Raw genomic sequence first — 23,571 nt, forward strand, 5'->3', positions numbered from 1 at the left:
CCCATTTTTTATTGTTCGGATATGGTGCGTGATAAATTAGCGGAAGGTATATGTAACCCCAGTCCACAATACACCTGTCCAGGATGCGTCAACCATTGGGCTATTCTTAATTTCATTTGCCAGGTGAATATAACGACCAGTAAAGAAAGCATTCCAGTTTGGATTGATATTGTAGTTTGCCGACAATTCCAGATACGGTGACCAGCTATCATTAGGGCTGTACTGAGCCAGGCCACTACGGGCAGATTCCCCGCCGCTTACACCGTAGTAATAACTGTTCTGATCTTCACTGTTCCAGGCAACACCAACGCCCGGTGTCAGCGTCCAGCTATCCACACTGAAACGATAGAGATAAGCCAGATCGCCGATAAAGCCGCCACTGTTATCCAGCACGTCACCAGAGAACATGGCGCGTAAAGTCCCCCAATCCTCAATATGGGAATAAGACATCCCTGCCATCATGGTGCTGCGGCGTTTGTCCAACTGCTTCATCTGCTGGTCGTCACTGTCGCCCGGCGTAAAATGCAGTGGTAAATAATAGGCATCAATCGATAAACGGTTGGTGTCATCTTTCCACAAGTAATAACCGGCAGCCAATGTGCGGAAATAGAAATTATCACTTTCATAAGAAATGACTGGCACTGGATAAACACGGTCATTCTTACCGCGATATGGGTCAGGACTAACTAATGCTGAGGCCCCCAGAGACCATGTTCCGGCCATCGCAGTTGGCATGCAAACCGCAGTCGCAACAGCCAATGCCGCCAATGTTTTGAGTTGCTTTGTTTTTATGTCATGTTTTTTCACGGAAAAATCCCTTTGGTAACAAAATCGTTAGTTAACCTAGTGTAAATCAATTGCTTGCCCGTGGCGAAATCTTTACACACTCTCAGCCAATATCAATATTTTCTGTTCAATTTCTCGCCGCAATAAAACAAGTTAACAACCTAAAAATTTACGCAGATTTGATTACAATAAAATAACAAGATATTCAAATAGATAATCTCAATTAATCATATATAAAACACTGCTAATGAAATAAAAAATAGATTTAATTACCGAATAATGGTTATTTATTGTACTGGGAGTGGCAAATCTGTGGTTAATGTCAACTTGACCTTTATGAGAGACGCGACCATAACAATAAGGTAGTAGTTTCAAAATTTTAACCCAATAAAGCGCTACTATTATTTTATGTTCCCAACCATTCAAACAGGACGGGCATCGCTATGAACATATTTGATCACTACCGCCAACGCTATGAGGCTGCCAAGGACGAAGAGTTCACATTGCAGGAGTTCCTCACCATCTGCCAGCAAGATCGCAGTGCGTATGCCAATGCGGCTGAACGTCTGCTGATGGCGATTGGTGAACCTGTCATGGTTGATACCGCACTCGAATCCCGTATGTCTCGGCTGTTCTCCAACCGAGTTATCGCCCGCTACCCTGCCTTTGAAGAGTTCTATGGAATGGAAGAAGCCATAGAGCAGATCGTTTCTTACCTTAAACATGCTGCTCAAGGGTTAGAAGAGAAGAAACAGATCCTGTATTTGCTCGGCCCGGTGGGTGGGGGTAAATCATCACTGGCTGAACGTTTGAAAGCACTGATGCAACGGGTACCTATCTATATTTTAAGTGCTAATGGTGAGCGCAGCCCGGTCAATGACCACCCATTGTGCTTATTCAACCCGCAGGAAGATGCGGCGATTTTAGCCAAAGAATACAATGTTCCCAGCCGTTATCTCGGCACAATTATGTCGCCGTGGGCGGCCAAGCGCCTGCATGAATTTGGCGGCGATATCACTAAATTTAAAGTCATCAAAGTCTGGCCTTCTATTCTTGAGCAAATTGCGATTGCGAAAACTGAGCCAGGTGATGAAAACAATCAGGATATTTCTGCCCTGGTGGGTAAGGTTGATATCCGCAAACTGGAAAACCATGCCCAAAACGACCCTGATGCTTATGGCTATTCCGGGGCCTTGTGCCGCGCGAACCAAGGGATTATGGAGTTCGTCGAGATGTTTAAAGCGCCGATTAAGGTGCTGCATCCATTGCTGACTGCCACTCAGGAGGGGAACTATAACGGCACTGAGGGGATCTCTGCCCTGCCATTCAGCGGCATTATTCTCGCGCACTCTAACGAATCAGAATGGGTGACGTTCCGTAACAACAAAAACAATGAAGCCTTCCTTGACCGCGTATATATCGTCAAAGTGCCTTATTGCTTGCGAGTGTCCGAAGAGATCAAGATCTACGACAAGCTGTTGAACCACAGTGAATTGGCCCATGCACCATGCGCTCCGGGCACCTTGGAAACGCTGGCACGTTTCTCCATCCTTTCAAGGATGAAAGAACCGGAAAACTCCAGCATTTACTCCAAAATGCGGGTGTATGACGGTGAAAGCCTGAAAGATACTGACCCGAAAGCCAAGTCTTATCAGGAGTATCGCGACTATGCCGGGGTTGACGAAGGGATGAACGGCCTTTCGACCCGTTTTGCCTTTAAAATCCTGTCACGGGTGTTTAACTTTGATCACGCCGAAGTGGCGGCCAACCCGGTACACCTCTTTTATGTACTGGAACAACAGATTGAACGCGAGCAATTCCAGCAGGATGTCGCGGAGAAATATCTCGAACACCTGAAAGGTTATTTGATCCCGAAATATGCCGAATTTATCGGCAAAGAGATCCAAACTGCCTATCTGGAATCCTACTCAGAGTACGGTCAGAATATTTTCGACCGCTATGTTATTTACGCTGATTTCTGGATTCAGGATCAAGAGTACCGCGATCCCGATACCGGACAACTGTTTGACCGTGAATCACTGAATGCTGAACTGGAGAAAATTGAGAAACCTGCGGGTATCAGCAACCCGAAAGACTTCCGTAATGAAATCGTCAACTTTGTGTTGCGCGCCAGAGCCAATAACAATGGCCGCAATCCAAATTGGACCAGCTATGAGAAGTTGCGCACGGTGATTGAGAAGAAAATGTTCTCTAACACTGAAGAGTTATTGCCGGTTATCTCCTTTAACGCCAAGACCTCAACGGATGAGCAGAAAAAGCATGATGATTTTGTCGATCGGATGATGGAGAAAGGTTATACCCGTAAGCAGGTTCGTTTACTGTGTGAATGGTATCTGCGGGTAAGAAAATCATCATAACCTGTTATCGAACCACCCTAATATTACAGGTACAGCTTTCGCGTTGTGGCTGTGTTGCCAGCCAGCACAGCCACAGTGTGGAAGATGCAGGGAATAGAGGCAGGGGGAGTTATGGGCTACTTTATTGACAGACGACTTAACGGCAAGAATAAAAGCATGGTCAATCGCCAGCGCTTTTTGCGCCGCTATAAGTCGCAAATTAAACAATCGATTTCTGATGCCATCAATAAAAGGTCGGTAACTGACATTGAGAGTGGCGAGTCAGTGTCGATTCCCATTGACGACATCAATGAGCCAATGTTCCATCAGGGCCGTGGCGGGCTACGCCATCGGGTGCACCCCGGTAATGATCATTTTGTCACTAATGACCGCGTAGAGCGCCCGCAAGGTGGTGGTGGCGGTAGCGGTAGCGGTCAGGGGAATGCCGGTCAGGACGGTGAAGGCGAGGATGAGTTTGTTTTTCAGATTTCCAAAGACGAATATCTCGATTTGTTGTTTGAAGACTTGGCGCTGCCTAACCTGAAGAAAAATCAGTATAAACAGTTAACCGAATTTAAAACCCATCGCGCGGGTTATACCTCCAATGGGGTTCCAGCCAATATCAGTGTGGTGCGTTCGCTGCAAAACTCACTGGCCCGCCGCACGGCCATGACGGCCAGTAAACGCCGCGAACTACGCGAATTGGAAGAAACACTTAAAGCATTGGAAAGCTCGGAACCGGCGCAATTACTGGAAGAAGAGCGGGTACGTAAAGCCATTGCCGAGTTGAAACAAAAAATCGCCCGGGTACCTTTTATTGATACCTTCGATTTACGCTATAAAAACTATGAACGGCGTCCTGAACCATCAAGTCAGGCGGTGATGTTTTGCTTGATGGATGTGTCTGGCTCCATGGATCAGGCCACCAAAGACATGGCAAAACGGTTTTATATTCTGTTGTATCTGTTCCTGAGCCGGACTTATAAAAATGTGGATGTGGTGTATATCCGCCACCACACCCAAGCGAAAGAAGTTGATGAGCAAGAGTTTTTCTATTCGCAAGAAACCGGTGGGACCATTGTTTCCAGTGCGCTGAAACTGATGGACGAAGTGGTGCAAGAGCGCTATGACCCGGCGCAATGGAATATCTATGCGGCGCAAGCCTCGGATGGCGATAACTGGGCTGATGATTCTCCTTTGTGTCATGAATTGCTGGCGAGAAAAATTCTTCCCGTGGTGCGTTACTACAGCTATATCGAGATAACCCGCCGTGCCCATCAAACGCTGTGGCGGGAATATGAAGACTTACAGGCAAAATATGAGAACTTTGCCATGCAACATATTCGGGAACCCGAAGATATCTATCCGGTATTCCGTGAGTTGTTCCATAGGCAGACTGTTGATAATTAACTTCCAAACTAGCCGGTGATCTTTTTCTGTCACAGAAATGGCTTTCCGGCTTTTTAATGCGCTAAAATTTCCACTCCCTGTTTAATTCCCAGAGCTACCCAATGAAATGGCATGATGGACTGCGACAACCCGGTGTATTGGCGGCATTAACTGCCGCAGTGCTGTTTGGCGCAGGAACTCCGCTGGCAAAACAGTTACTGAATACGGTTAGCCCGTGGTTACTGGCCGGCTTGCTGTATTTGGGATCGGGGATAGGTTTGGCGCTGTATCGATTGATAACCCGCCCGGCTGCCGTCAGCCTACCGCGTAATGAGTTATGGTGGTTTATCGGCGCGATTACCGCCGGTGGGATCATTGCGCCAGTATTACTGATGATAGGCCTTACCGGTATGCCCGCATCGGGAGCCTCACTGCTACTCAATGCCGAAGGAGTATTCACTGCCCTGCTCGCCTGGTTTGCTTTCAAAGAGAATTTTGACCGCCGCATTGCCTTGGGCATGGTGGTGATTGTGGCGGGTGCCGCTATTCTGAGCTGGCCGGGAGAAGCTCGCTTTGCCGGATTGTGGCCGACGCTGGCTATTCTGGGTGCCTGTTTTGCGTGGGGAATTGATAACAATCTGACCCGTAAAGTTTCGCTGACGGACGCCACCTGGATTGCTGCGGTCAAAGGATTGGTCGCGGGTCTGGTGAATCTCGCATTGGCATTTTCCCTCGGCGCAACCTTGCCGCCGCTACCCAATCTGGCTGGTGCCCTGCTGGTGGGGTTCTTTGCCTATGGCGTGAGCCTGGCGCTGTTTGTGATTGGTTTGCGCCACCTTGGTACCGCCCGAACCGGTGCTTACTTCTCTATCGCACCATTCTTAGGCGCGGCGCTGGCAGTGGCTATGGGTGATGCTATAACAATCCCTTTGATCGTGGCTGGGTTATTAATGGCAATAGGGATTTGGTTGCATCTGACTGAACAGCATGAGCATCAGCACCACCATGAGGGCTTACTGCACGAGCACGAACATCTGCATGACGAACACCACCAGCATTCACATGACTTCCCCGTCAATGCCGATATCCCCCATAAACACCCTCATCAGCACCAGCCGATGGAGCACTCTCATCCCCATTTTCCTGACTCACACCATCGCCACAAACATTAAAGCGCCATAAACCACCAGTTTATTGGTTATTAACTATAATAAATGCCAGTTTCAAATTAACAAACAGTATAATTAGCCAATTAAAATCATTGGTTTATCCGCCCAAATAAATCATTTATGATAATAAAATTCTTGGGTTTATTGTGTTCCAGAGGGAACTGTGCGCCCCTTACTTTTACTGATACTTTGGCTGGCGTGTATCGCCCCATCACAGGCAGTTTATAACCCCAAAGAATATAATATTTGGCATATTCAAGGCGGCGTTTTATACGGAGCCACCCAAACAGAAGATGAGGAACCGGTACTCATTAGTATTGCTGGCCCCACAACCGATTGGGCAAATATGGTGATTTCATTAATAGGCAATGAGCCCTGTGATAATAAGAAAACGACCACGGAGTTTGCCTTCAATAATGATATGTTCACCGTCGAGTATAGCTGCCTGACAACCACTGATCACACCGTGATAAGTTACACTCTGCATGATGCTGCCAAGGTCAATAAACTCTATAACCAACTGAAATCAGGCTTTACCGTTACACTCGATAAACGGATTAAAGTTTGGGCGGCCAATATTGGCACCCCCATCAACAGTGACTAACGCAATAGCAGTTATTGATCATCGAGCTGACTAAAACGCAACGTCAAATAATCGAGTACACTGCGCACTGAAGGTAATAAACCACGCCGTGAAGGGAAAACGGCATGAATAATTTCATGGCGCAGTGACCACTGCGGTAGCAGGCGAATTAAATCACCCGCGGCTAATTGTTCTGCCACCATCATCACAGGCAACTGCACCACCCCGACACCGCTTAAAGCCGCGCTGCGTAATGTGGTCATATCAGCGGTCACCAGTCGCGGTTGATGATAGACCGCCGCATGCGCCCCTTCAGGCTCATTTAAATGCCAGATAAACTCCTGTTGAGGCTGCCCCAGTCCCAGGCTAGGCCAGCCAGTCAAATCAGCCGGTACTTTCACCTCCCCAAGGCGGGCAATCAATTCAGGGCTGGCCACCAGACACTGACAGCGGTTACCCAAAACCTTCAACACCAGATCACTGTCTTGCAGCGGCGGTGGTCGAACCCGAATCGCAATATCTATGGCTTCAGCAACCGGATCTACCTGCCGATTGGTCGATTCGAGATGCAGCGTCACCAGAGGGCAACTGACCATGAAATCTGCCAACATGTCACTGACCGTCTCTTGCAATAGTGCCACTGGGCAGGTGATGCGCACCACGCCGCGCGGTTCTGCTCGCGTTAACTCTATCGCTTCCTGTGCCGCTTTGGCTTCTTCCAGCATCGCTTTGCAATGTTCGTAATAGGTGCGCCCAACATCCGTCACCGCAAAGCGCCGGGTTGAGCGCTGAATTAATCGCACCCCCAGCCGCTCTTCCAATAACGCTAACCGCCGACTCAGTTTTGATTTGGGTAACCCTAATACTCTGGCGGCAGCACTGAATCCGCCGTGCTCGACCACCTCTGCGTAATAATAGAGATCGTTAAGGTCCTGCATACCCCGCCTCTCAGTTGCTTATTATTGTTCTAATAATAGAACACTGATAATCAATTTTGCTATCTACTGCCGAAATTATCCTGAATATATACTTTATCCAACTTGTGGTCAGGCGGATTGAATAGTCTGGCTGCTATACCTTATTAAGGCTGTTGTAAGGAGAATACGATGAAAAAAGTTCAAGGTATTTATCGTGCGCCGCGCCAACATTGGGTGGGTGATGGTTTCCCGGTTCGCTCACTGTTTTCATACCAGAGCCATGGCAAACAACTCAGCCCGTTCCTGCTGCTGGATTACGCCGGGCCAATGGATTTCACCCCGACTCAACATCGTCGCGGTGTCGGGCAACATCCACATCGTGGATTTGAAACAGTGACCATCGTGTACGACGGTGAAGTTGAGCACCGCGACTCTACCGGTAAAGGTGGGGTTATTGGCCCCGGCGATGTGCAGTGGATGACCGCGGGTGGCGGTATTCTGCATGAGGAATTCCATTCCGATGCCTTCGCGAAACGTGGCGGGGCTTTTGAAATGGTGCAATTGTGGGTCAATTTACCGGCAAAAGATAAAATGGCCGCACCGGGTTATCAGGCAATTAGCAGTGAAACCATTCCTCAGGTCGCATTACTTGATGGTGCGGGTAGCCTGCGTGTTATTGCCGGTGATTATGCGGGTAAAAATGGCCCAGCCAATACTTTCTCGCCGTTGAATGTCTGGGATATCCGGCTAAATCAAGGGAAAATCACCGAGTTCTCCCTGCCTGATGGCTGGAACACGGCACTGATTGTATTGCGCGGCACAGTGCAGGTTAATGGTGATGCCATTGCCCGCGATGCAGAAATGGTGTTGTTGGACTCTGCCGGCAGCCATGTCACGATTGAAGCTAATAATGACGCCGTGCTGTTATTACTCAGTGGTGAACCAATTGATGAGCCCATTATTGGTTACGGGCCATTTGTGATGAACTCGCAGGAGCAAATAGCCGAAGCTATCGCTGATTTTAATAGTGGCCGCTTTGGTTCGATGGACAATCACGCATAACCGCTGAACGACCCGCCATTACCTGATATCAATATTGTCAGGTAATGGCATTTAGCTTGTCATCAAACCAGGATATCAAGCAGCCCAATAATTACCGCAAATCCCCTCTTTCCCTCCCCGATTATCGACTAAACTTAGTGTTATATTCCGCACAAAAAATAGCATCGGTATAAATAAGACGGCGGTATTTTTTTGTATATTGCGCTTTAATTCACATTTGAATATTTGTCATTAATCTTATTCTATTTATAAACAAATAGTGATACTCCAATAGCCACGGTGATAACTTCGCTCAAACCACAAGTAACAAGACTGCCAAGCGATTCTTTTTCCCAGGAATTAATCATGAAAGCCAAAAAAACAGTAGAATGGCAGAAAAACAGGCGGTCTAAGGACAACGAAAATAATGCCTTATTAAACGCATTAGATCATTCATTAGCAATTATTGAGTTTGATCCTTCCAGTCGCATTATTGAAGTTAATCAAAACTATCTTGATTATTTTGGCTATCAGCGTGATGAAGTCATTGGCCAACATCATTTGATGTTTTGTCATCCCGGTTATACCGGCAGCGCAGAATATCAAGAAATCAAAAAATGCCTACTGGCCGGACAATCTCTGGAAGGACGTTTTGAGCGTTTACATAAAGACGGCTCAACAGTTTGGCTAGCGGCCATCTATCAACCGGTATCCGGCCCTGACGGTTCGGTGACCCGCATAGTGAAAATTGCCAAAAACATTACCTTTTTAATTGAACAGCAAAAAGCAACCCAAGAGTGGGTGCAGCTTTTAACGCAATTAACCGACCGTAGTGACAGCGCGATGTTTATTGCGGCAAACACCGAGCACGGACAACAAGCTGTTTATATTAATCAAGGGTTTACGAAGCTGTTTGGCTATACTCCAGAACAGGCTCTGGGGCAAAATATGGTCGATCTACTGCAAAGTGCGCATCCTGAACAGCTCGCGCCAGTCAATGGCCCCTCACCCGATACACGCCAGCGGCTCCTGCCTAAAGAGCTTTTTTACAGTAAAGACCGACAACCCCATTGGTGCTCAGCAGTAATGAACTCACTGATTAATGAGCAAGGCGAGCAGAGTTACAGCATTGGGGTGCTAACGGATATCACCCTGACCAAAATGTATGAAGTGTTGCAATATAAAGTGCTGGAAGCCCTGGTCCGCGAACGCCCGCTGGAAGAAGTGATGTCATTACTCTGTCATGAAGTTGAGCGCATTGCCCCTGAGGTGACCGCCAGTATTTTGCAAAGTATCGGGCAGAATCACCTTTGCCATCTTGCTGGCCCTAGCCTGCCACTCACTTATACTGCCATTCTCTCCTATGTGCCTATCGGCCCAATTGCCGGTTCCTGCGGGACAGCCGCATTTCGCAAAGAAGCGGTTGAAGTACAAGATATCGCCACCGACCCGTTGTGGCAGGACTACCGTCATCTGATATTACCGCATGGCTTATTGGCTTGCTGGTCAACCCCCATTCTCTCCAGCCAAGGGCAAGTGCTTGGTACATTTGCTTTTTATTACAAACAAATAAGAAAACCCAGTGATTTTCATCGTCAGTTGGTCAAATTAATCGCCAATTTATGTTCTCTGGCTATGGAGCGAGAACTCTCACGCAAACAAATTCAACATTTGGCTTTTTATGATTCATTGACCGGGCTGCCCAATCGCACCCAATTTTTGGTGTATGGCAAACAAGCCATTGCTCTGGCAACTGAAATGAATCATCCGCTGGCGGTGTTGGTGATTAATCTGGATCGCTTTAAACAAGTCAATGACTCACTTGGTCATGCCGCTGGCGATGAATTACTGGCGACGATGGCCCAGCGCCTGCGCGACAGTTTGCCTAAAAATGACATCATTGGCCGCCTGTCTGGCGATGAATTCATCATTATTCTGGCCTCCAGCACCATGCAGCAAACCACGGTGAGAGTGGAGAAAATGCTCAGCCTGCTGTCTCAGCCCTGCCAAATTGCCAATATGAATATTATTCCATCGGCCAGTGTAGGTATCAGTTTGTATCCTGAAAATGGTATGGAAATGGACACTCTGATGAACCATGCCGATATCGCGATGCATAAAGCGAAGAATATGGGCCGTGGGCATTTTAATTTCTTCAGTGTAGAAATGAACAATCTCAATCAACAACGCCAGGATATGGAAGATGCCCTGCGCCATGCATTTCATATCGGCTCCCTGGAATTATTTTATCAGCCGCAAGTGATGTTGAAGGATGGTCATCTGTATGGCGTCGAAGCCTTAAGTCGTTGGAAACACCCAGTATTAGGCGATATCCCACCACAACGTTTTATTCCGCTGGCCGAAGAGAGCGGCCTTATCAATGAACTGGCACTGTGGGCGATTGAAACCGCCTGCCGGCAATTGGCCGACTGGCGTTTGCGCGGCATTGATGTTCCCTCGGTATCAGTGAATTTATCGCCGACCAATTTCCACAATCTGGGTTTACCGGACATGATTCTGCATATTTTGCATCATTATCATTTACCGCCGCAGGATCTGACGCTGGAAATTACCGAAGACATATTGATTGAGAATAATCCGGCAATATTCACGACGATAGAAAAAATTCATCGTCTGGGGGTGCGGCTATCAATGGATGACTTTGGCACCGGTTATTCCAGCCTCAGTTACCTGCGCCGCCTGGATCTCGATGAAATCAAACTGGATAAAAGCTTTGTACATGACATTGAGTATGATGAAACCAGCCGAACCCTAAGTGAAGCGGTGATACGCATTGGCGAGAGTTTGCAACTGTCGGTGATTGTCGAAGGGGTAGAGAATGAAGCCCAGCGCACTTTATTGAGCCGGCAAGGTTACCTGATTGGTCAGGGATTTCTATTTTCCGAAGCGCTGCCGGCGATCAAACTGGAAAAATGGTTAGAACATCGTCTGACAAGTTAGACGGTGAATAATAAGAGATATATTATTAGTTGTAGTAACCTATTAGCGATTTCTAAACACCAATAAGTGACATTGTCACTACAGACTACTGACAACCCCTAACGGCTCGATCTTGCAAGGTGAGGACAGGTAGAAGAGTAAAGCGTCCGCGCCAGGGAAGGCGCGGGTCGAGCCCCCAGGGATGGGTTTACGGCGTCTTTACGATCTGCCTGTTTTCACCGTTACGGGCACTTTGTCATTAACCTTAAGTGACATTGTCACTATCGCTGGGTTGGGTCATGCTCAACCTTTTCATTTGTCGGCAAATTCTTTATCCTTGCTGCCTTTGTCATCTGGATGTTGTTCCGTTGTTATGCAAAAATTCCTTTTTCTGCTGTTAAGCCTGATATTGCTCGGCCCATTGGGCATCGACCTCTACTTACCCACTATCCCTGCAATTGCCAAGGGGCTAAACAGTAGTGAGTCATTGATCCAATCTACCATTGCGCTGTTTATTTTAGTTCTGGGGGTCGGGCAACTGATTGCCGGGCCATTGGTTGACAAATATGGCCGCAAACCGATTGCCATCATCGGGATAATCCTTTATATGCTGGGTGCCGCGATGGCTGCTCTGGCTGTCAGCCCCTTCATGTTTGTCAGCTCCCGCCTGTTACAAGGTGTGGCTGTTTGCTGTACGGCAGTGGTGGCATTCAGTGGGGTGCGCGACCGCCTTAATGGCAATGAAGCTGCCCGTGCTTTTGGTTTCCTCAATGGCACATTAAATATCGTACCGGCATTAGCCCCATTATTAGGTGGTTTGTTGGCCGAAGCTTTTGGCTGGCGCGCACCATTCTGGTTCCTGGCACTGTACGGGTTGCTGGTATTAATCCTGATTATCGTTTTCCTACCGGAAACCCGCCCGGCAGATACGCAGCCGGTGAAGAGTTTGCCGATAAAAAACTATCTGCGTATTTTGCGTGACGACCGTTTTCTGACTTTCGCACTGGTCAACGCTGGCGCGATGGGCATGGCGCTAACTTATGTCTCTCTGGCACCTAATGTCTTGATGGTCGGCGCGGGGCTTAGCCCGCTGCAATTCTCGCTGGTGTTCGGGGCCAATGGTTTTTGGATCATGGCCGTCAGCTTTTTTGCGAATCGGATTATCCAAAAAGTGGGCCGCCCTGCCTGCCTGATGACCGGTAGCGTGCTGATGGCTGTCGGCTGTTTCAGCCTGCTATACGGCCTGCGCTTAGCACCTGAAGTGCAACATCACTGGCTGGTTTACATGTTGCCCGTTGCCTGTGCCTGTGCCGGTTTAGCCTTTATGATGGGGCCAGCCACCAGCTATGCACTGGAGCCTTATGCCAATGAAGCGGGTGTGGCTTCAGCCTTGGTTGGGTTTGTACAGATGGCAGGAGGCGCGGGGTTGGGTCTATTGGCAATGGCTTTGCCGATTGAACCTAAGTTATCTCTGGCTATTGTGATGTTGGTGGGTTGCTTACTGGCCTGGCAAGCACGCCGCGCCAGCAAACATGTGCGCGGCAAATTACAAAAGATAAACTAGCACGCCACTTCAATAGCTAATAAGAAACCGATTACCCAAATGAATTGGTGTTGTAGCAAGGCAGCAAACGAACTCATCCCGATGAGCTGACATAAGTCAGTGATTCGGGTGACAAATCTTCCGGGAGCAGATTTGAACGCTGCTTGCAGCGGCCTCGCAGAGGCGAGGCCCATGGACGGGCCGAGTAACGAGAGCCGCTAACACCGCTACAGCGTCAAGTCAGAAGGGTAACCCTGGCTGCCAGCGCACACATCAACTCATACCCTACCGTTCCTGCTGCCTGTGCCACATTATCAATGGGCACATTTTCGCCCCAGATTTCAACTTTGCTGCCAATCTGCGCCTGAGGACATGGCGTGAGATCCACGGTCAGCATATCCATCGAAATCGCCCCCACAGTGTGCGTCAATATTCCATCTACCATAATAGGTGTTCCCGTCGGTGCTACACGCGGATAGCCATCGGCATAACCACAAGCAACCACACCGATGCGCTGCGTGCCAGTAGCACGATAACGGCTACCATAACCGACACTCTGACCGGCGGATAATGATTGCAGCGCGATAATCTCACTGTGCAAACTCATCACCGGACGCAAACCAAGACCGGCAATATCTGCCATATCACCACTGGGCGATGCGCCGTAGAGAATAATCCCTGGGCGCACCCAGTCATAATGGGTGGCTGGGTTACGCAATATTGCCGCCGAGTTGGCAAAGCAGCGAGCCGCCGAAATATGCCCACAGGCCTGTTGGATCTGGGCGAATTGTTCGTCAACACCGATAGGATTATCTGCATTGGCAAAGTGACTCATGAAAGTGACTTCGCCGACATTGCTAAGACTGTTGGCCCATTGCCATACAGCTTCCGCCTGACCAATAGGAAACCCCAACCGATTCATGCCGCTATTAAACTTCAAGTAAATATTGAGGGGAGCCGTCAGGCGGGCCGCTTTGATGGCCTCAAGTTGCCAGTCACTGTGCACCGCCGTCGTCAGGCGATAATGATCCAGTAACACTAAGTCCTGCGCTTGAAAGAAACCCTCCAGCAATAAAATTGGCCCTTGCCAGCCCTGCTCTCGCAGCAGGATAGCTTCGTTTAAATCCAGTAAGGCAAATCCATCTGTCGCAGCCAGCCCTTGCCAAATACGTGCCAGACCATGACCGTAGGCATTGGCTTTTACCACCGACCAAATTTTTGCCGTTCCTACATGGCGGCGAACAATATTCAGATTATGGTGCAGCGCAGATAAATTCAGCGTGGCAGATATCGGACGAGGCATGCTTATTCCTTCCAGAACACTATTCCGTTGTTATTAACAAAAGGGCTATCCACTAATACCCTAAATAATTCAAGTTGCAGCCAACGGACATGCAACTTGAAGTATGGCGGATATGAATTAGCGAACTGGATGAACGTCATGCAACGGCGCAACATTCAACGGTCGAAAGCCCGCGCTATAGCGCGACACCGAGAGGTCATCAGCCAGAATCGCAGGACGCCGACCATACATAATATCAGCCAATAGTTGACCTGAACCGCATGCCATGGTCCAGCCCAAGGTGCCATGACCGGTATTGAGGTAGAGATTTTTCAGCGAAGTTCGCCCAACAATAGGTGTGCCATCTGGTGTCATCGGGCGCAGGCCAGTCCAAAACGTCGCCTGACTAATATTACCGCCATCGGGATACAAATCACCGACCACCATTTCCAGTGTTTCCCGCCGCGCCTGTTCCAGTTGAGTGTTAAATCCCACAATTTCCGCCATGCCGCCCACCCGAATGCGATCGTCAAAACGGGTAATGGCTATCTTATAGGTCTCATCCAGCACGGTAGAATATGGTGCGCAAGCAGGGTTGGTGATGGGGATGGTCAGGGAGTAACCTTTTAGCGGGTAAACCGGAATCGATACCAACCCCGCCAGCAGTGCCGTTGAATAAGCGCCAAAAGCCACGACATAAGCATCAGCTTTAATGATGTCATCACCGCACAGCACCCCTGCGATTTGATCCCCATCCACCAGCAGTTTCTCCACTGAGCGATTGAAGATAAATTTCACACCGGCCTGTTCGGCCATTTTTGCCAGCCGCTCGGTAAACAACTTACAGTCGCCAGTTTCATCATTAGGCAGACGTAAGCCGCCGGTGAGCTTATGTGCCACTGTTGCCAGCGCGGGCTCGACGGTGGCCAGTTGATCCGCGGTTAACAGCGAATATGGCACACCAGCGTCATCTAATACTGCAATATCCTTAGCAGCATTATCAAATTGCTGCTCAGTACGGAATAATTGCAGCGTTCCCCCTTGCCGCCCTTCGTACTGAATACCGGTATCTTCGCGCAGATCTTTCAAGCAATCACGGCTGTACTCGGCCAACCGCACCATACGGCTTTTGTTAATCATATAGTGGGAAGTGTCGCAGTTTCTTAGCATTTGCCACATCCAGCGCAACTGCGAAGCACTGCCATCCAGATGAATCGCCAACGGCGCATGGCGTTGGAACATCCATTTAATGGCTTTTAGAGGAACACCGGGGGCAGCCCAAGGTGCCGCGTAGCCGGGAGATATCTGGCCGGCATTACCTGCACTGGTTTCCTGAGCTGGCCCATCCTGCCGGTCAATGACCGTGACATCATGTCCATCTTTCGCTAAGTACCAGGCACTGGCAACACCCACCACACCACTTCCTAAAATGACAACCCGCATATCATCCCCACACCAAAATGCATCAAAAGCACAATATTTTGTTGACAGAAAATTAACCCAGCAGAAAAAACTATCCAACACATTAATGATAGACTGTGACTTAATTCACAATTAATTTACACTGCAATCACTTTTCAATTCAATAGCAGACTAAAAATAGAGATAACATGCTATTTTCAGCGCGTTATACAAAAGAATGACTGAAAACCCGCCTAATTATCCCTATTAACAGCATGAATAATTAGCATGTTACTGATGTTAATTTTATTGGTTTTATATTCCGCAATAACTGCAAATAAACAGAATAATAATCTAATTAAATCTTTTTTAAGATAATTACGTCTGCCAGTAAAAAATAACCCGTATTTCCTCAATGGAGAGGCTCTCTTTTGAAAGATGACGGATATTCATTGACATAACGCCAAGACAGGCCTCAATTTGTTCATATTGAGCTAGGATTATACTCAAGTGACTTCAAGATGCAGGAAGGCGGCAATTGAGCGAGTCCTCAGGAGCTTACTCAAGTAAGTGACTGGGGTGAGCGAAGGCAGCCAACACCCCTGCATCTTGAAGGGCGACGGGTATATTGAAGTGACCAGTATTTTGCAGGGTTATAAACCGTGAGGATGCGCTAATGACAACTTCAACATCGAAACACACCGCGCAAGATAAGCGCCTGACTGACGGCCCAGACTGGACATTTGAATTGTTGCAGGTCTATCTGGATCAAATAGATCGGGTGGCAAAACATTACCGGCTCGATACCTACCCCCATCAGATTGAGGTCATTACCTCGGAACAAATGATGGATGCCTACTCAAGTATTGGCATGCCCATTAATTATACCCACTGGTCTTTCGGTAAAAAATTTATCGAAACCGAGCAAAAATATAAGCACGGCCAGCAAGGGTTAGCCTATGAGATTGTGATTAATTCCAATCCTTGTATTGCTTATTTAATGGAAGAAAACACCATTACCATGCAGGCATTAGTGATGGCCCACGCCTGCTATGGTCATAACTCTTTCTTTAAAAACAATTATTTATTCCGCGCTTGGACAGATGCCAGTTCCATCGTTGATTATTTACTGTTTGCCCGCCATTACATCAGTGAATGCGAAGAGCGCTATGGTGTGGAAGAGGTTGAACGGCTGCTCGACTCTTGCCATGCACTGATGAATTATGGTGTTGACCGCTATAAACGCCCGCAAAAAATCTCGTTAGTTGAGGAAACTGCGCGGCAAAAAAGTCGAGAGGAATACCTGCAAAGCCAGGTCAATTCCTTGTGGAAAACCTTGCCACGTAAAGATAAAGAAGAAGTGCAAGCCCAGGCTCAGCGCTACCCCAGTGAGCCGCAAGAGAATCTGCTCTACTTTATGGAGAAGAATGCTCCGTTGCTGGAGTCATGGCAGCGAGAAGTGTTGCGGATTGTGCGCAAAGTGAGCCAGTATTTTTATCCGCAAAAACAGACCCAGGTGATGAACGAAGGTTGGGCCACTTTCTGGCATTACACCATTCTTAATCATTTATACGATGAAGGCCGGGTCAGCGATCGGTTTATGATGGAGTTCTTACACAGCCATACCAATGTGGTGTATCAACCGCCGTATAACAGCCCTTATTACAGTGGTATCAACCCTTATGCGCTTGGCTTTGCCATGTTCCAGGACATCAAGCGCATCTGCCAGTCGCCAACCGAAGAAGATTACTACTGGTTCCCCGATATTGCCGGTAAAGATTGGCTGGATACCCTGCATTTTGCCATGCGCGATTTTAAAGATGAAAGTTTCATTAGCCAGTTCTTATCACCGAAAGTGATGCGAGACTTCCGTCTCTTCACTGTGCTGGATGACGATAAGAATAACTATCTGGAAATTTCGGCCATTCATAATGAAGAGGGCTATCGTGCTATTCGCAATGAATTATCTGCTCAATATAACTTGAGTAATCATGAACCTAACATTCAAGTGTGGAATGTTGATCTGCGCGGGGATCGTTCTCTGACGCTGCGCTATATTCCTCATGACCGGGCGCCACTGGATAAAAGTCGCCAGCAAGTGATGAAACATATCCATCGCTTATGGGGGTTTGATATTCATATGGAACAGCTTAATGATGATGGCAGTATTGAATTGCTCGACAGTATTCCACCCAGAGCCAATAAACTCTAATCTGGCTGCATTACGTGATTGATATCAATGGAAAAGGGGCGCTATTGGCCCCTTTTTACTGTTCTGTTTTGACGATGACTCTTCTAGCGGCGAGCTTCTGCCAAATCACTTGGCATGGTGCCCTGCATACTGTGCCAGATAGCCCCGCTCTCTTTACCGTAGGTACGCAGGCAGTCCAACACCTGGTCATAGGCTTTCTCATCACAGAGCATTGATAGCTTGCTATAAAACGTCAAAGCCAGCTTGCGTGCTTCTGGATTCGAGAAATAGTAACGCCCTACGCGAGTGTACAATCCTTTCAAACCATTCAGAATCAGGCCGTAAATCGGGTTACCTGAAGCAAAAGCCAAACCACGGAAAATACCGTAATCCAGTGCAGTGAAAGACTCAGCATTATCATCAACCGTCTGCGCTTGCGCCAAAATTTCTTGTGCTTTTTCGGGATGATTGCGAATAGCCGTCCGGACAAAGATAGTCGCGATGTTAGTTCGAACAGCCAGTAAGTTATCTATCAATTGTGGCACGCTGTCGTGGTCAAGCCGCGCCAGTGTTTCCAGAATATTAAGGCCGGAAGTTTCCCAAAAGTTGTTTACTTTCGTTGGTTTACCGTGCTGAATAGTGAGCCAGCCATCGCGGGCTAGCCGTTGTAGCACTTCGCGCAATGTTGTGCGGGTTACTCCAATCAGCTCTGAAAGTTCACGCTCCGCGGGCAAAATTGTGCCTGGGGGGAAGCGATTATTCCAAATACTTTCAATAATATACTCTTCCGCGAAACCGGCAGGACTTTGCGCCTTTATAACCATATTTTTTGACGTTCCGTAGCGATAAATATCAGCAATTTAGTGCGCTCATCATACCAGACGACTCTATTCTGATATAGCTCCAGGGCCGAACAAATGGTGAAAGCAGTCATAAAGTTGCAAAAATTGCGCAGATGTAATGATGAACAGATTATACATATTGCTTTTAGGCGAATAACGTAAAGTAAAATGTAACCTTGAGCAGTAATAGCGCCATATATCCTAAATAATTCGAGTGACTGCGCACAGCCAACGCGCATGCAGCTTGAAGCATGGTGGATATAACAATTTATTAAGGAGACCATAGCCCACAATGGATATCACTATTAGACAAGCCGTACTCAGGAATTTTCTCGGTAATTCACCAGATTGGTACAAGCTGGCAATTGTAGCGTTTCTCATCATTAACCCGCTGGTGTTCTTCTTTGTCAGTCCTTTCGTCGCCGGCTGGTTGCTGGTGATTGAGTTTATCTTCACGCTGGCGATGGCACTGAAATGTTATCCATTACAGCCCGGGGGTTTACTCGCTATTCAAGCCGTTGCTATGGGGATGACCAGCCCGCATCAAGTAGCAGAGGAAATTGCCAATAACCTCGAAGTCCTGTTGCTACTGGTGTTTATGGTGGCGGGCATCTACTTTATGAAACAGTTATTACTGTTTATTTTTACCAAATTGCTGCTGAGCATCCGCTCAAAAATCACACTTTCTCTCGCTTTCTGTGTCGCTTCTGCCTTCCTTTCAGCTTTTCTGGATGCGTTGACTGTTATCGCCGTTGTCATTAGTGTGTCTGTCGGTTTTTATACTATTTATCATCATGTTGCCTCAAATCATTCAGATAAGGACATCAATGATGATAGTTGGATCGACAGTCAGGAAAATCGCAAAACGCTGGAACAATTCCGCGCATTTTTGCGCAGCCTGATGATGCATGCTGGTGTGGGAACCGCGCTGGGTGGCGTCATGACTATGGTGGGCGAGCCACAAAACCTGATTATCGCTAAAAGTGCCGGCTGGCATTTTGGTGATTTCTTTATGCGCATGCTGCCCGTCACCCTACCCGTGCTATGTTGTGGATTATTGGTTTGCATATTGGTCGAGCGTTTTAAACTGTTTGGCTACGGAGCGGAGCTGCCTGAACGAGTTCGTCAGGTTCTGACGGATTACGATAAGCAGGCCAGCGCGAAACGCAACCGCCAGGAGAAAGTGAAACTGTTGGTTCAAGCACTGATTGGCGTTTGGTTGGTTCTTGCACTGGCGCTACATCTAGCTGAAGTGGGCTTAGTGGGGTTGTCGGTCATTATTCTCGCGACCTCGCTTTGTGGTATCACCAATGAACATGCGCTGGGGAAAGCCTTTCAGGAAGCGCTGCCTTTCACTGCACTGCTTACGGTATTTTTCGCCGTGGTCGCAGTTATTATCGAACAAAGCTTATTCACGCCGATTATTCAGTTTGTTTTACAATCCTCCCCCTCAGCCCAATTATCCCTGTTTTATCTGTTTAATGGCTTACTGTCCTCGGTTTCTGACAATGTTTTTGTCGGCACCGTATACATTAATGAAGCGCGGAAAGCCTTTGAATTGGGCGTTATCTCATTGCAACAGTTCGAATTATTGGCCGTCGCCATCAATACCGGCACCAACCTGCCCTCAGTAGCCACCCCCAATGGTCAGGCCGCGTTCTTGTTCTTACTGACCTCAGCACTCGCTCCGTTGATTCGCCTGTCCTATGGCCGAATGGTATACATGGCTCTACCCTATACCATAGTGATGACCGGTGTTGGTCTGCTCGGTGTCGAGTATTTATTAGTTCCAGTAACGGAGTGGATGATGCAAAGTGGCTGGATAAGTTTGCCTCATATCGCTGCGGGAGTTAGCATTACACACTGATTGCTTGCATTATCGTATTCGCCAGCCCTGTATTTTTTCACGGCCGAGGGGCTGGCAAAACAAACCAATATGTCATCCAAAGTAAAATTGATACTTGAGATGGCCGCGATACGCGAGAAATAGCTGATTTTTGCCTAATTTTACCCTTGGGTAGCTGGCAGCAAAGATGAATTGGTTTACACTGCCAGTACAATTGCTTACTGCATGGAAAATAAAGATATGTTGCAATTCCTTAACCGCTGCTCTAAAGGGCGCGGTGCTTGGCTATTAATGGCCCTGACTGCACTTGTATTAGAATTGGTTGCGCTCTATTTTCAACACGTGATGCTGCTACAGCCTTGCGTAATGTGTATTTATGAACGGGCCGCATTATTCGGTATTCTGGGGGCATCACTGCTGGGTGCGATCGCGCCTAAATCCCCTTTGCGCTATCTGGCGATTTTTATTTGGATCTACAGCGCCTGGAGAGGCGTTCAGTTAGCCTGGGTACACACGATGCTGCAATTGCATCCATCGCCTTTCACAACCTGTGATTTCTTTGTGAGTTTCCCTTCATGGTTGCCACTCGATAAATGGTTCCCGGCTATTTTTGTTGCCAGTGGCGATTGCGCCGTAAAACAGTGGGAGTTCCTGTCGCTGGAGATGCCACAATGGTTAGTCGGTATCTTTGCTGCTTATTTGTTTATGGCGGTATTAGTGCTGATCAGCCAGTTTGTTAAGCCGAAAAGACGCGATCTGTTTAGTCGATAGTTTTTATTTCGATTGATCGTTTTTATTTCGCTTGATCGTTTTCACACATATCTTTATCTATTTAAGGCGTCCAGAATGTGGCGCCTTTTTATATTCTGATCGTTGAATGATGCTCGCGAATCACCACATTATTTATTAATGCATAATTTCAGTGTTGACTGAGGGACTAATCCACCCAATCCGGATTTTTTATTTCTGACTAACACAAGATAAATAATTGGTTTACTCGTGATACAACGAAAAAGGCCACCTTACAGTAGCCTTATTTTATTAGCATAATCAAACAATTACGCTTTGGTATGTGTACAAGCATACTGACTGGCTTGATCCCCATCGACAATCGCCAGACGGATTGGCATTGCAGAGATATTAAGAGCGGCAATAACATGTTCTTGGTTATTCGCTTTCTGGAAGATTAATGACTCCCCTTGACCTTCCGGATTAACTTTCACAAATTGAAAAACTGACTTATCAATGATCAATTGCTGATTAGGCCCATCTAAGACAGCTGAAAGACTGCCGCCCTCTTTCAATTCGCAATCAAGATTAATTAATGAAGCCCCAGCAGCCTGAACCTGGTGTGAAACACTACCTAAAGTAGCGGAGATGCCGATGATAACTGCGGCTAAAGTAGAATATTTCATTTTTTAAGTTTCTTGGTTAAATTTCGGCGTTAGTATGCCATATTTGGCTGATGATAGTGATGAGTTATCTGGCCCACTGTGTTTTATTCAAGATAGGCCAGCACAAAGTAAGGTAATTCAAGGGCCTGGGTAGTATCTGTGGTTTTCGCAATGCATTACCGCAAACTGATTCAATGCGTATGTTGCTTTGCGGTAATTTTTTGCCCCAGTCAGTATTTAACACGAAACAGGCATCTCTACCCAATAGTTATATACCCGGACTCGCGCCCCCCAGCCCCGATATCGTTAATCTACCAGGTAGTCCCACTTCAAGGGTATGACTTCAGCACTTTTACTGATGATAACTATCCGCTTCCCAAGAAGTCTCTTTTTCTCATCGTCAGCACGCTTTCACTTCCAGTAACTCATCGAAGCGGGCCGTATACGCGGGTAACAACATTTCCCGCTTCATCTGCCATGCTTTCTGTATACCCTGCCCAGCAAACCACACCCTACCTTTACCTAATTGATTAATATTGTCCAGAACAGCTATCAGTGCTTGCAAGGCACGGCTCTCCGTTAAGTTCTCTGACCGTCCTTTCTAGCACCACATTGAAATTTTTACGCACAAACTGCGGATGAGTGTCAGCCAGCTGTAAGGCGGTGTTGATGCCTTCATCGTGTGTCATCCCCTTATCCATTCATTTAGATTTACTTTTAAAAGGTTAATTGTATTAAGACATATCCCAATAATTAAGAATTAAGAATTAAGTTGAGCAATAATCCTAAAATAGATAGAGATATAGCCATCAAATAGGCAATTTAGCCCAACATATCAATCCTGAGACAGTTTTCCGCACGCTTAAAATTTTAACCTATGATAGGATATTTTCATCTCTAATTTTCGCAAATGAATGCACTAATTGCGAGCATAATAAAAACAGCACAAGACACTATATAAGGAATGTAAAATGTCAAAACAGGATTTAATAGCGAACCAAATAATAGAAATTTTAAATTCAAAAAGCAAACCAGCCTATAAGATATACTTTAAGCAAGCTGGTGATATTGTTATTGATTTTTCAAAAGACATATCATTTATATTTGTTGACTTTATTGACACGGAAAATAGGTCAAGAAATGAAATATCAACAATACGGCTTTTACAAAGAATAAAAAAAGGAATTACAAATGAAGATTTAGCTAAGGCATTAAATATAATCACACATGAATTTGTGAGTAGAATAAGAAAAGATAAAATAAAATCACTTGCTGAAAGTTTAGGAAAAGTAACGGGTAAATTTGTCGTAAGCACAGCAATACTCAATGATTTATCTTCCGTTTTCACCAAAAAACTGGTTGGTAAATTTCTTGTAGGCTCTTTATTTTCAACTATTTACTCAATAGGTGGTGCAAAGTCCCGAGCCATTTATGGTTCTGATGCGTTAAGGGAAAAAACACCTGAAATATATAATAAATTAAGAAACGCTGGTGACTTGGATTTGTTTTACTTTCTGGTTGATAGCTATGCTGGTCCATTTATTGAAGCTATGATAATAAAAGATAAAAATCCCGCCGCATGGGACGAGATCATCATGAAAGTAATCACTGGACTTGAAAAGAAAAATTAATTTTTATCTTTTAATCTCAGGGTTGTTTTTATTGAAAAATAGAAGCAACCTAGTCCAAACATAAGAATAAGCAAATGGCCGACGACATAGCCATAGTTAAAAGGATTTAGTCCACCTTCATCATATATGTCAATTAAAGTCGTAGAAAAGCTAAACACAACAAAAGCGGTGAAGCAAAAAATACAAAAAGATAATAATAACATTGTGTAAAAAAGAAATTTATTAATATTCATAATTAGTTCCATTAATTAAAAAATCC

General features: G+C 46.6%; 17 protein-coding genes and 3 pseudogenes. 12 read left to right on the top strand and 8 right to left on the bottom strand.

Going from position 1 to position 23,571, the window contains the following annotated elements; all coding sequences use genetic code 11:
* Positions 1 to 36 precede the first annotated feature (36 nt).
* Positions 37 to 807, bottom strand: a complete 771-nt coding sequence (locus HU019_RS15180; RefSeq protein WP_174849725.1) for a MipA/OmpV family protein — start codon at positions 805 to 807, stop codon at positions 37 to 39.
* Between the two features lie 422 nt (positions 808 to 1,229).
* Between HU019_RS15180 and yeaG the strand changes: the two genes are divergently transcribed.
* The 4 genes from yeaG to HU019_RS15200 all read left to right on the top strand — a co-directional run bounded on the left by yeaG (position 1,230) and on the right by HU019_RS15200 (position 6,305).
* On the top strand, positions 1,230 to 3,164 hold the full coding sequence (gene yeaG, locus HU019_RS15185; RefSeq protein WP_174849726.1) for a protein kinase YeaG: 1,935 nt from the start codon (positions 1,230 to 1,232) through the stop codon (positions 3,162 to 3,164).
* Positions 3,165 to 3,275: 111 nt separating this feature from the next.
* The gene (locus tag HU019_RS15190; RefSeq protein WP_174849727.1) at positions 3,276 to 4,553 is read left to right on the top strand and encodes a YeaH/YhbH family protein; all 1,278 of its coding nucleotides are present in this window, start codon (positions 3,276 to 3,278) and stop codon (positions 4,551 to 4,553) included.
* A gap of 101 nt (positions 4,554 to 4,654) precedes the next feature.
* Positions 4,655 to 5,704: a DMT family transporter gene (locus HU019_RS15195; protein ID WP_174849728.1), complete on the top strand. Its 1,050-nt coding sequence runs from the start codon at positions 4,655 to 4,657 to the stop codon at positions 5,702 to 5,704.
* 160 nt (positions 5,705 to 5,864) lie between these two features.
* Positions 5,865 to 6,305 (top strand): hypothetical protein, encoded by a 441-nt coding sequence (locus tag HU019_RS15200; protein ID WP_174849729.1) that lies wholly within the window; start codon positions 5,865 to 5,867, stop codon positions 6,303 to 6,305.
* An 11-nt stretch (positions 6,306 to 6,316) separates the two neighbouring features.
* Here HU019_RS15200 and HU019_RS15205 read toward each other — a convergent pair whose 3' ends face one another.
* Positions 6,317 to 7,222 carry a LysR family transcriptional regulator gene (locus tag HU019_RS15205; protein ID WP_174849730.1) on the bottom strand — a complete coding sequence of 302 codons (906 nt, stop codon included), beginning with the start codon at positions 7,220 to 7,222 and terminating at the stop codon, positions 6,317 to 6,319.
* 168 nt (positions 7,223 to 7,390) lie between these two features.
* On the opposite strand from HU019_RS15205, the gene HU019_RS15210 reads away from it, so the two are divergent.
* The 4 genes and pseudogenes from HU019_RS15210 (at position 7,391) to HU019_RS15220 (ending at position 12,746) form a co-directional block, all read left to right on the top strand.
* Positions 7,391 to 8,263 (top strand): pirin family protein, encoded by an 873-nt coding sequence (locus HU019_RS15210; RefSeq protein WP_174849731.1) that lies wholly within the window; start codon positions 7,391 to 7,393, stop codon positions 8,261 to 8,263.
* 345 nt (positions 8,264 to 8,608) lie between these two features.
* Positions 8,609 to 11,203, top strand: coding sequence for a bifunctional diguanylate cyclase/phosphodiesterase (locus HU019_RS15215; protein ID WP_174849732.1), 2,595 nt, complete (start codon positions 8,609 to 8,611; stop codon positions 11,201 to 11,203).
* Between the two features lie 180 nt (positions 11,204 to 11,383).
* Positions 11,384 to 11,449 (top strand): annotated as a pseudogene (locus tag HU019_RS20465) (gluconate 5-dehydrogenase); the annotation flags it as partial.
* A gap of 106 nt (positions 11,450 to 11,555) precedes the next feature.
* On the top strand, positions 11,556 to 12,746 hold the full coding sequence (locus tag HU019_RS15220; protein ID WP_174849733.1) for a multidrug effflux MFS transporter: 1,191 nt from the start codon (positions 11,556 to 11,558) through the stop codon (positions 12,744 to 12,746).
* 214 nt (positions 12,747 to 12,960) lie between these two features.
* On the opposite strand, the gene dadX is transcribed toward HU019_RS15220, so the two are convergent.
* On the bottom strand, positions 12,961 to 14,028 hold the full coding sequence (gene dadX / locus HU019_RS15225) for a catabolic alanine racemase DadX (RefSeq protein WP_174849734.1): 1,068 nt from the start codon (positions 14,026 to 14,028) through the stop codon (positions 12,961 to 12,963).
* Positions 14,029 to 14,145: 117 nt separating this feature from the next.
* Positions 14,146 to 15,450, bottom strand: coding sequence for a D-amino acid dehydrogenase (locus tag HU019_RS15230; RefSeq protein ID WP_174849735.1), 1,305 nt, complete (start codon positions 15,448 to 15,450; stop codon positions 14,146 to 14,148).
* Positions 15,451 to 16,084: 634 nt separating this feature from the next.
* On the opposite strand from HU019_RS15230, the gene HU019_RS15235 reads away from it, so the two are divergent.
* Positions 16,085 to 17,620: a SpoVR family protein gene (locus tag HU019_RS15235; RefSeq protein WP_174849736.1), complete on the top strand. Its 1,536-nt coding sequence runs from the start codon at positions 16,085 to 16,087 to the stop codon at positions 17,618 to 17,620.
* 83 nt (positions 17,621 to 17,703) lie between these two features.
* On the opposite strand, the gene fadR is transcribed toward HU019_RS15235, so the two are convergent.
* On the bottom strand, positions 17,704 to 18,423 hold the full coding sequence (gene fadR / locus HU019_RS15240; RefSeq protein WP_174849737.1) for a fatty acid metabolism transcriptional regulator FadR: 720 nt from the start codon (positions 18,421 to 18,423) through the stop codon (positions 17,704 to 17,706).
* A 310-nt stretch (positions 18,424 to 18,733) separates the two neighbouring features.
* On the opposite strand from fadR, the gene nhaB reads away from it, so the two are divergent.
* Positions 18,734 to 20,308 carry a sodium/proton antiporter NhaB gene (nhaB, locus tag HU019_RS15245; protein ID WP_174849738.1) on the top strand — a complete coding sequence of 525 codons (1,575 nt, stop codon included), beginning with the start codon at positions 18,734 to 18,736 and terminating at the stop codon, positions 20,306 to 20,308.
* A gap of 219 nt (positions 20,309 to 20,527) precedes the next feature.
* Positions 20,528 to 21,058 (top strand): disulfide bond formation protein DsbB, encoded by a 531-nt coding sequence (gene dsbB, locus HU019_RS15250; RefSeq protein WP_174849750.1) that lies wholly within the window; start codon positions 20,528 to 20,530, stop codon positions 21,056 to 21,058.
* Positions 21,059 to 21,345: 287 nt separating this feature from the next.
* Here the strand turns inward: dsbB and HU019_RS15255 are convergent, their stop codons facing one another.
* The 3 genes and pseudogenes from HU019_RS15255 to HU019_RS20545 form a co-directional block, all read right to left on the bottom strand.
* Complete coding sequence (locus tag HU019_RS15255) at positions 21,346 to 21,702, bottom strand: hypothetical protein (protein WP_174849739.1); 357 nt, start codon at positions 21,700 to 21,702, stop codon at positions 21,346 to 21,348.
* A gap of 379 nt (positions 21,703 to 22,081) precedes the next feature.
* Positions 22,082 to 22,243: pseudogene (locus HU019_RS15260) on the bottom strand (DUF4113 domain-containing protein); the annotation flags it as partial.
* Positions 22,242 to 22,355, bottom strand: a pseudogene (locus HU019_RS20545) (hypothetical protein); the annotation flags it as partial. The pseudogenes HU019_RS20545 and HU019_RS15260, both read right to left, overlap by 2 nt.
* A gap of 297 nt (positions 22,356 to 22,652) precedes the next feature.
* Between HU019_RS20545 and HU019_RS20325 the strand changes: the two are divergent.
* Positions 22,653 to 23,312, top strand: a complete 660-nt coding sequence (locus HU019_RS20325) for a hypothetical protein (RefSeq protein WP_235921083.1) — start codon at positions 22,653 to 22,655, stop codon at positions 23,310 to 23,312.
* The last annotated feature ends 259 nt before the right edge of the window (positions 23,313 to 23,571 follow it).

Origin of the sequence: Yersinia artesiana (assembly GCF_902726545.1) — a bacterium.
Taxonomy (GTDB): domain Bacteria; phylum Pseudomonadota; class Gammaproteobacteria; order Enterobacterales; family Enterobacteriaceae; genus Yersinia; species Yersinia artesiana.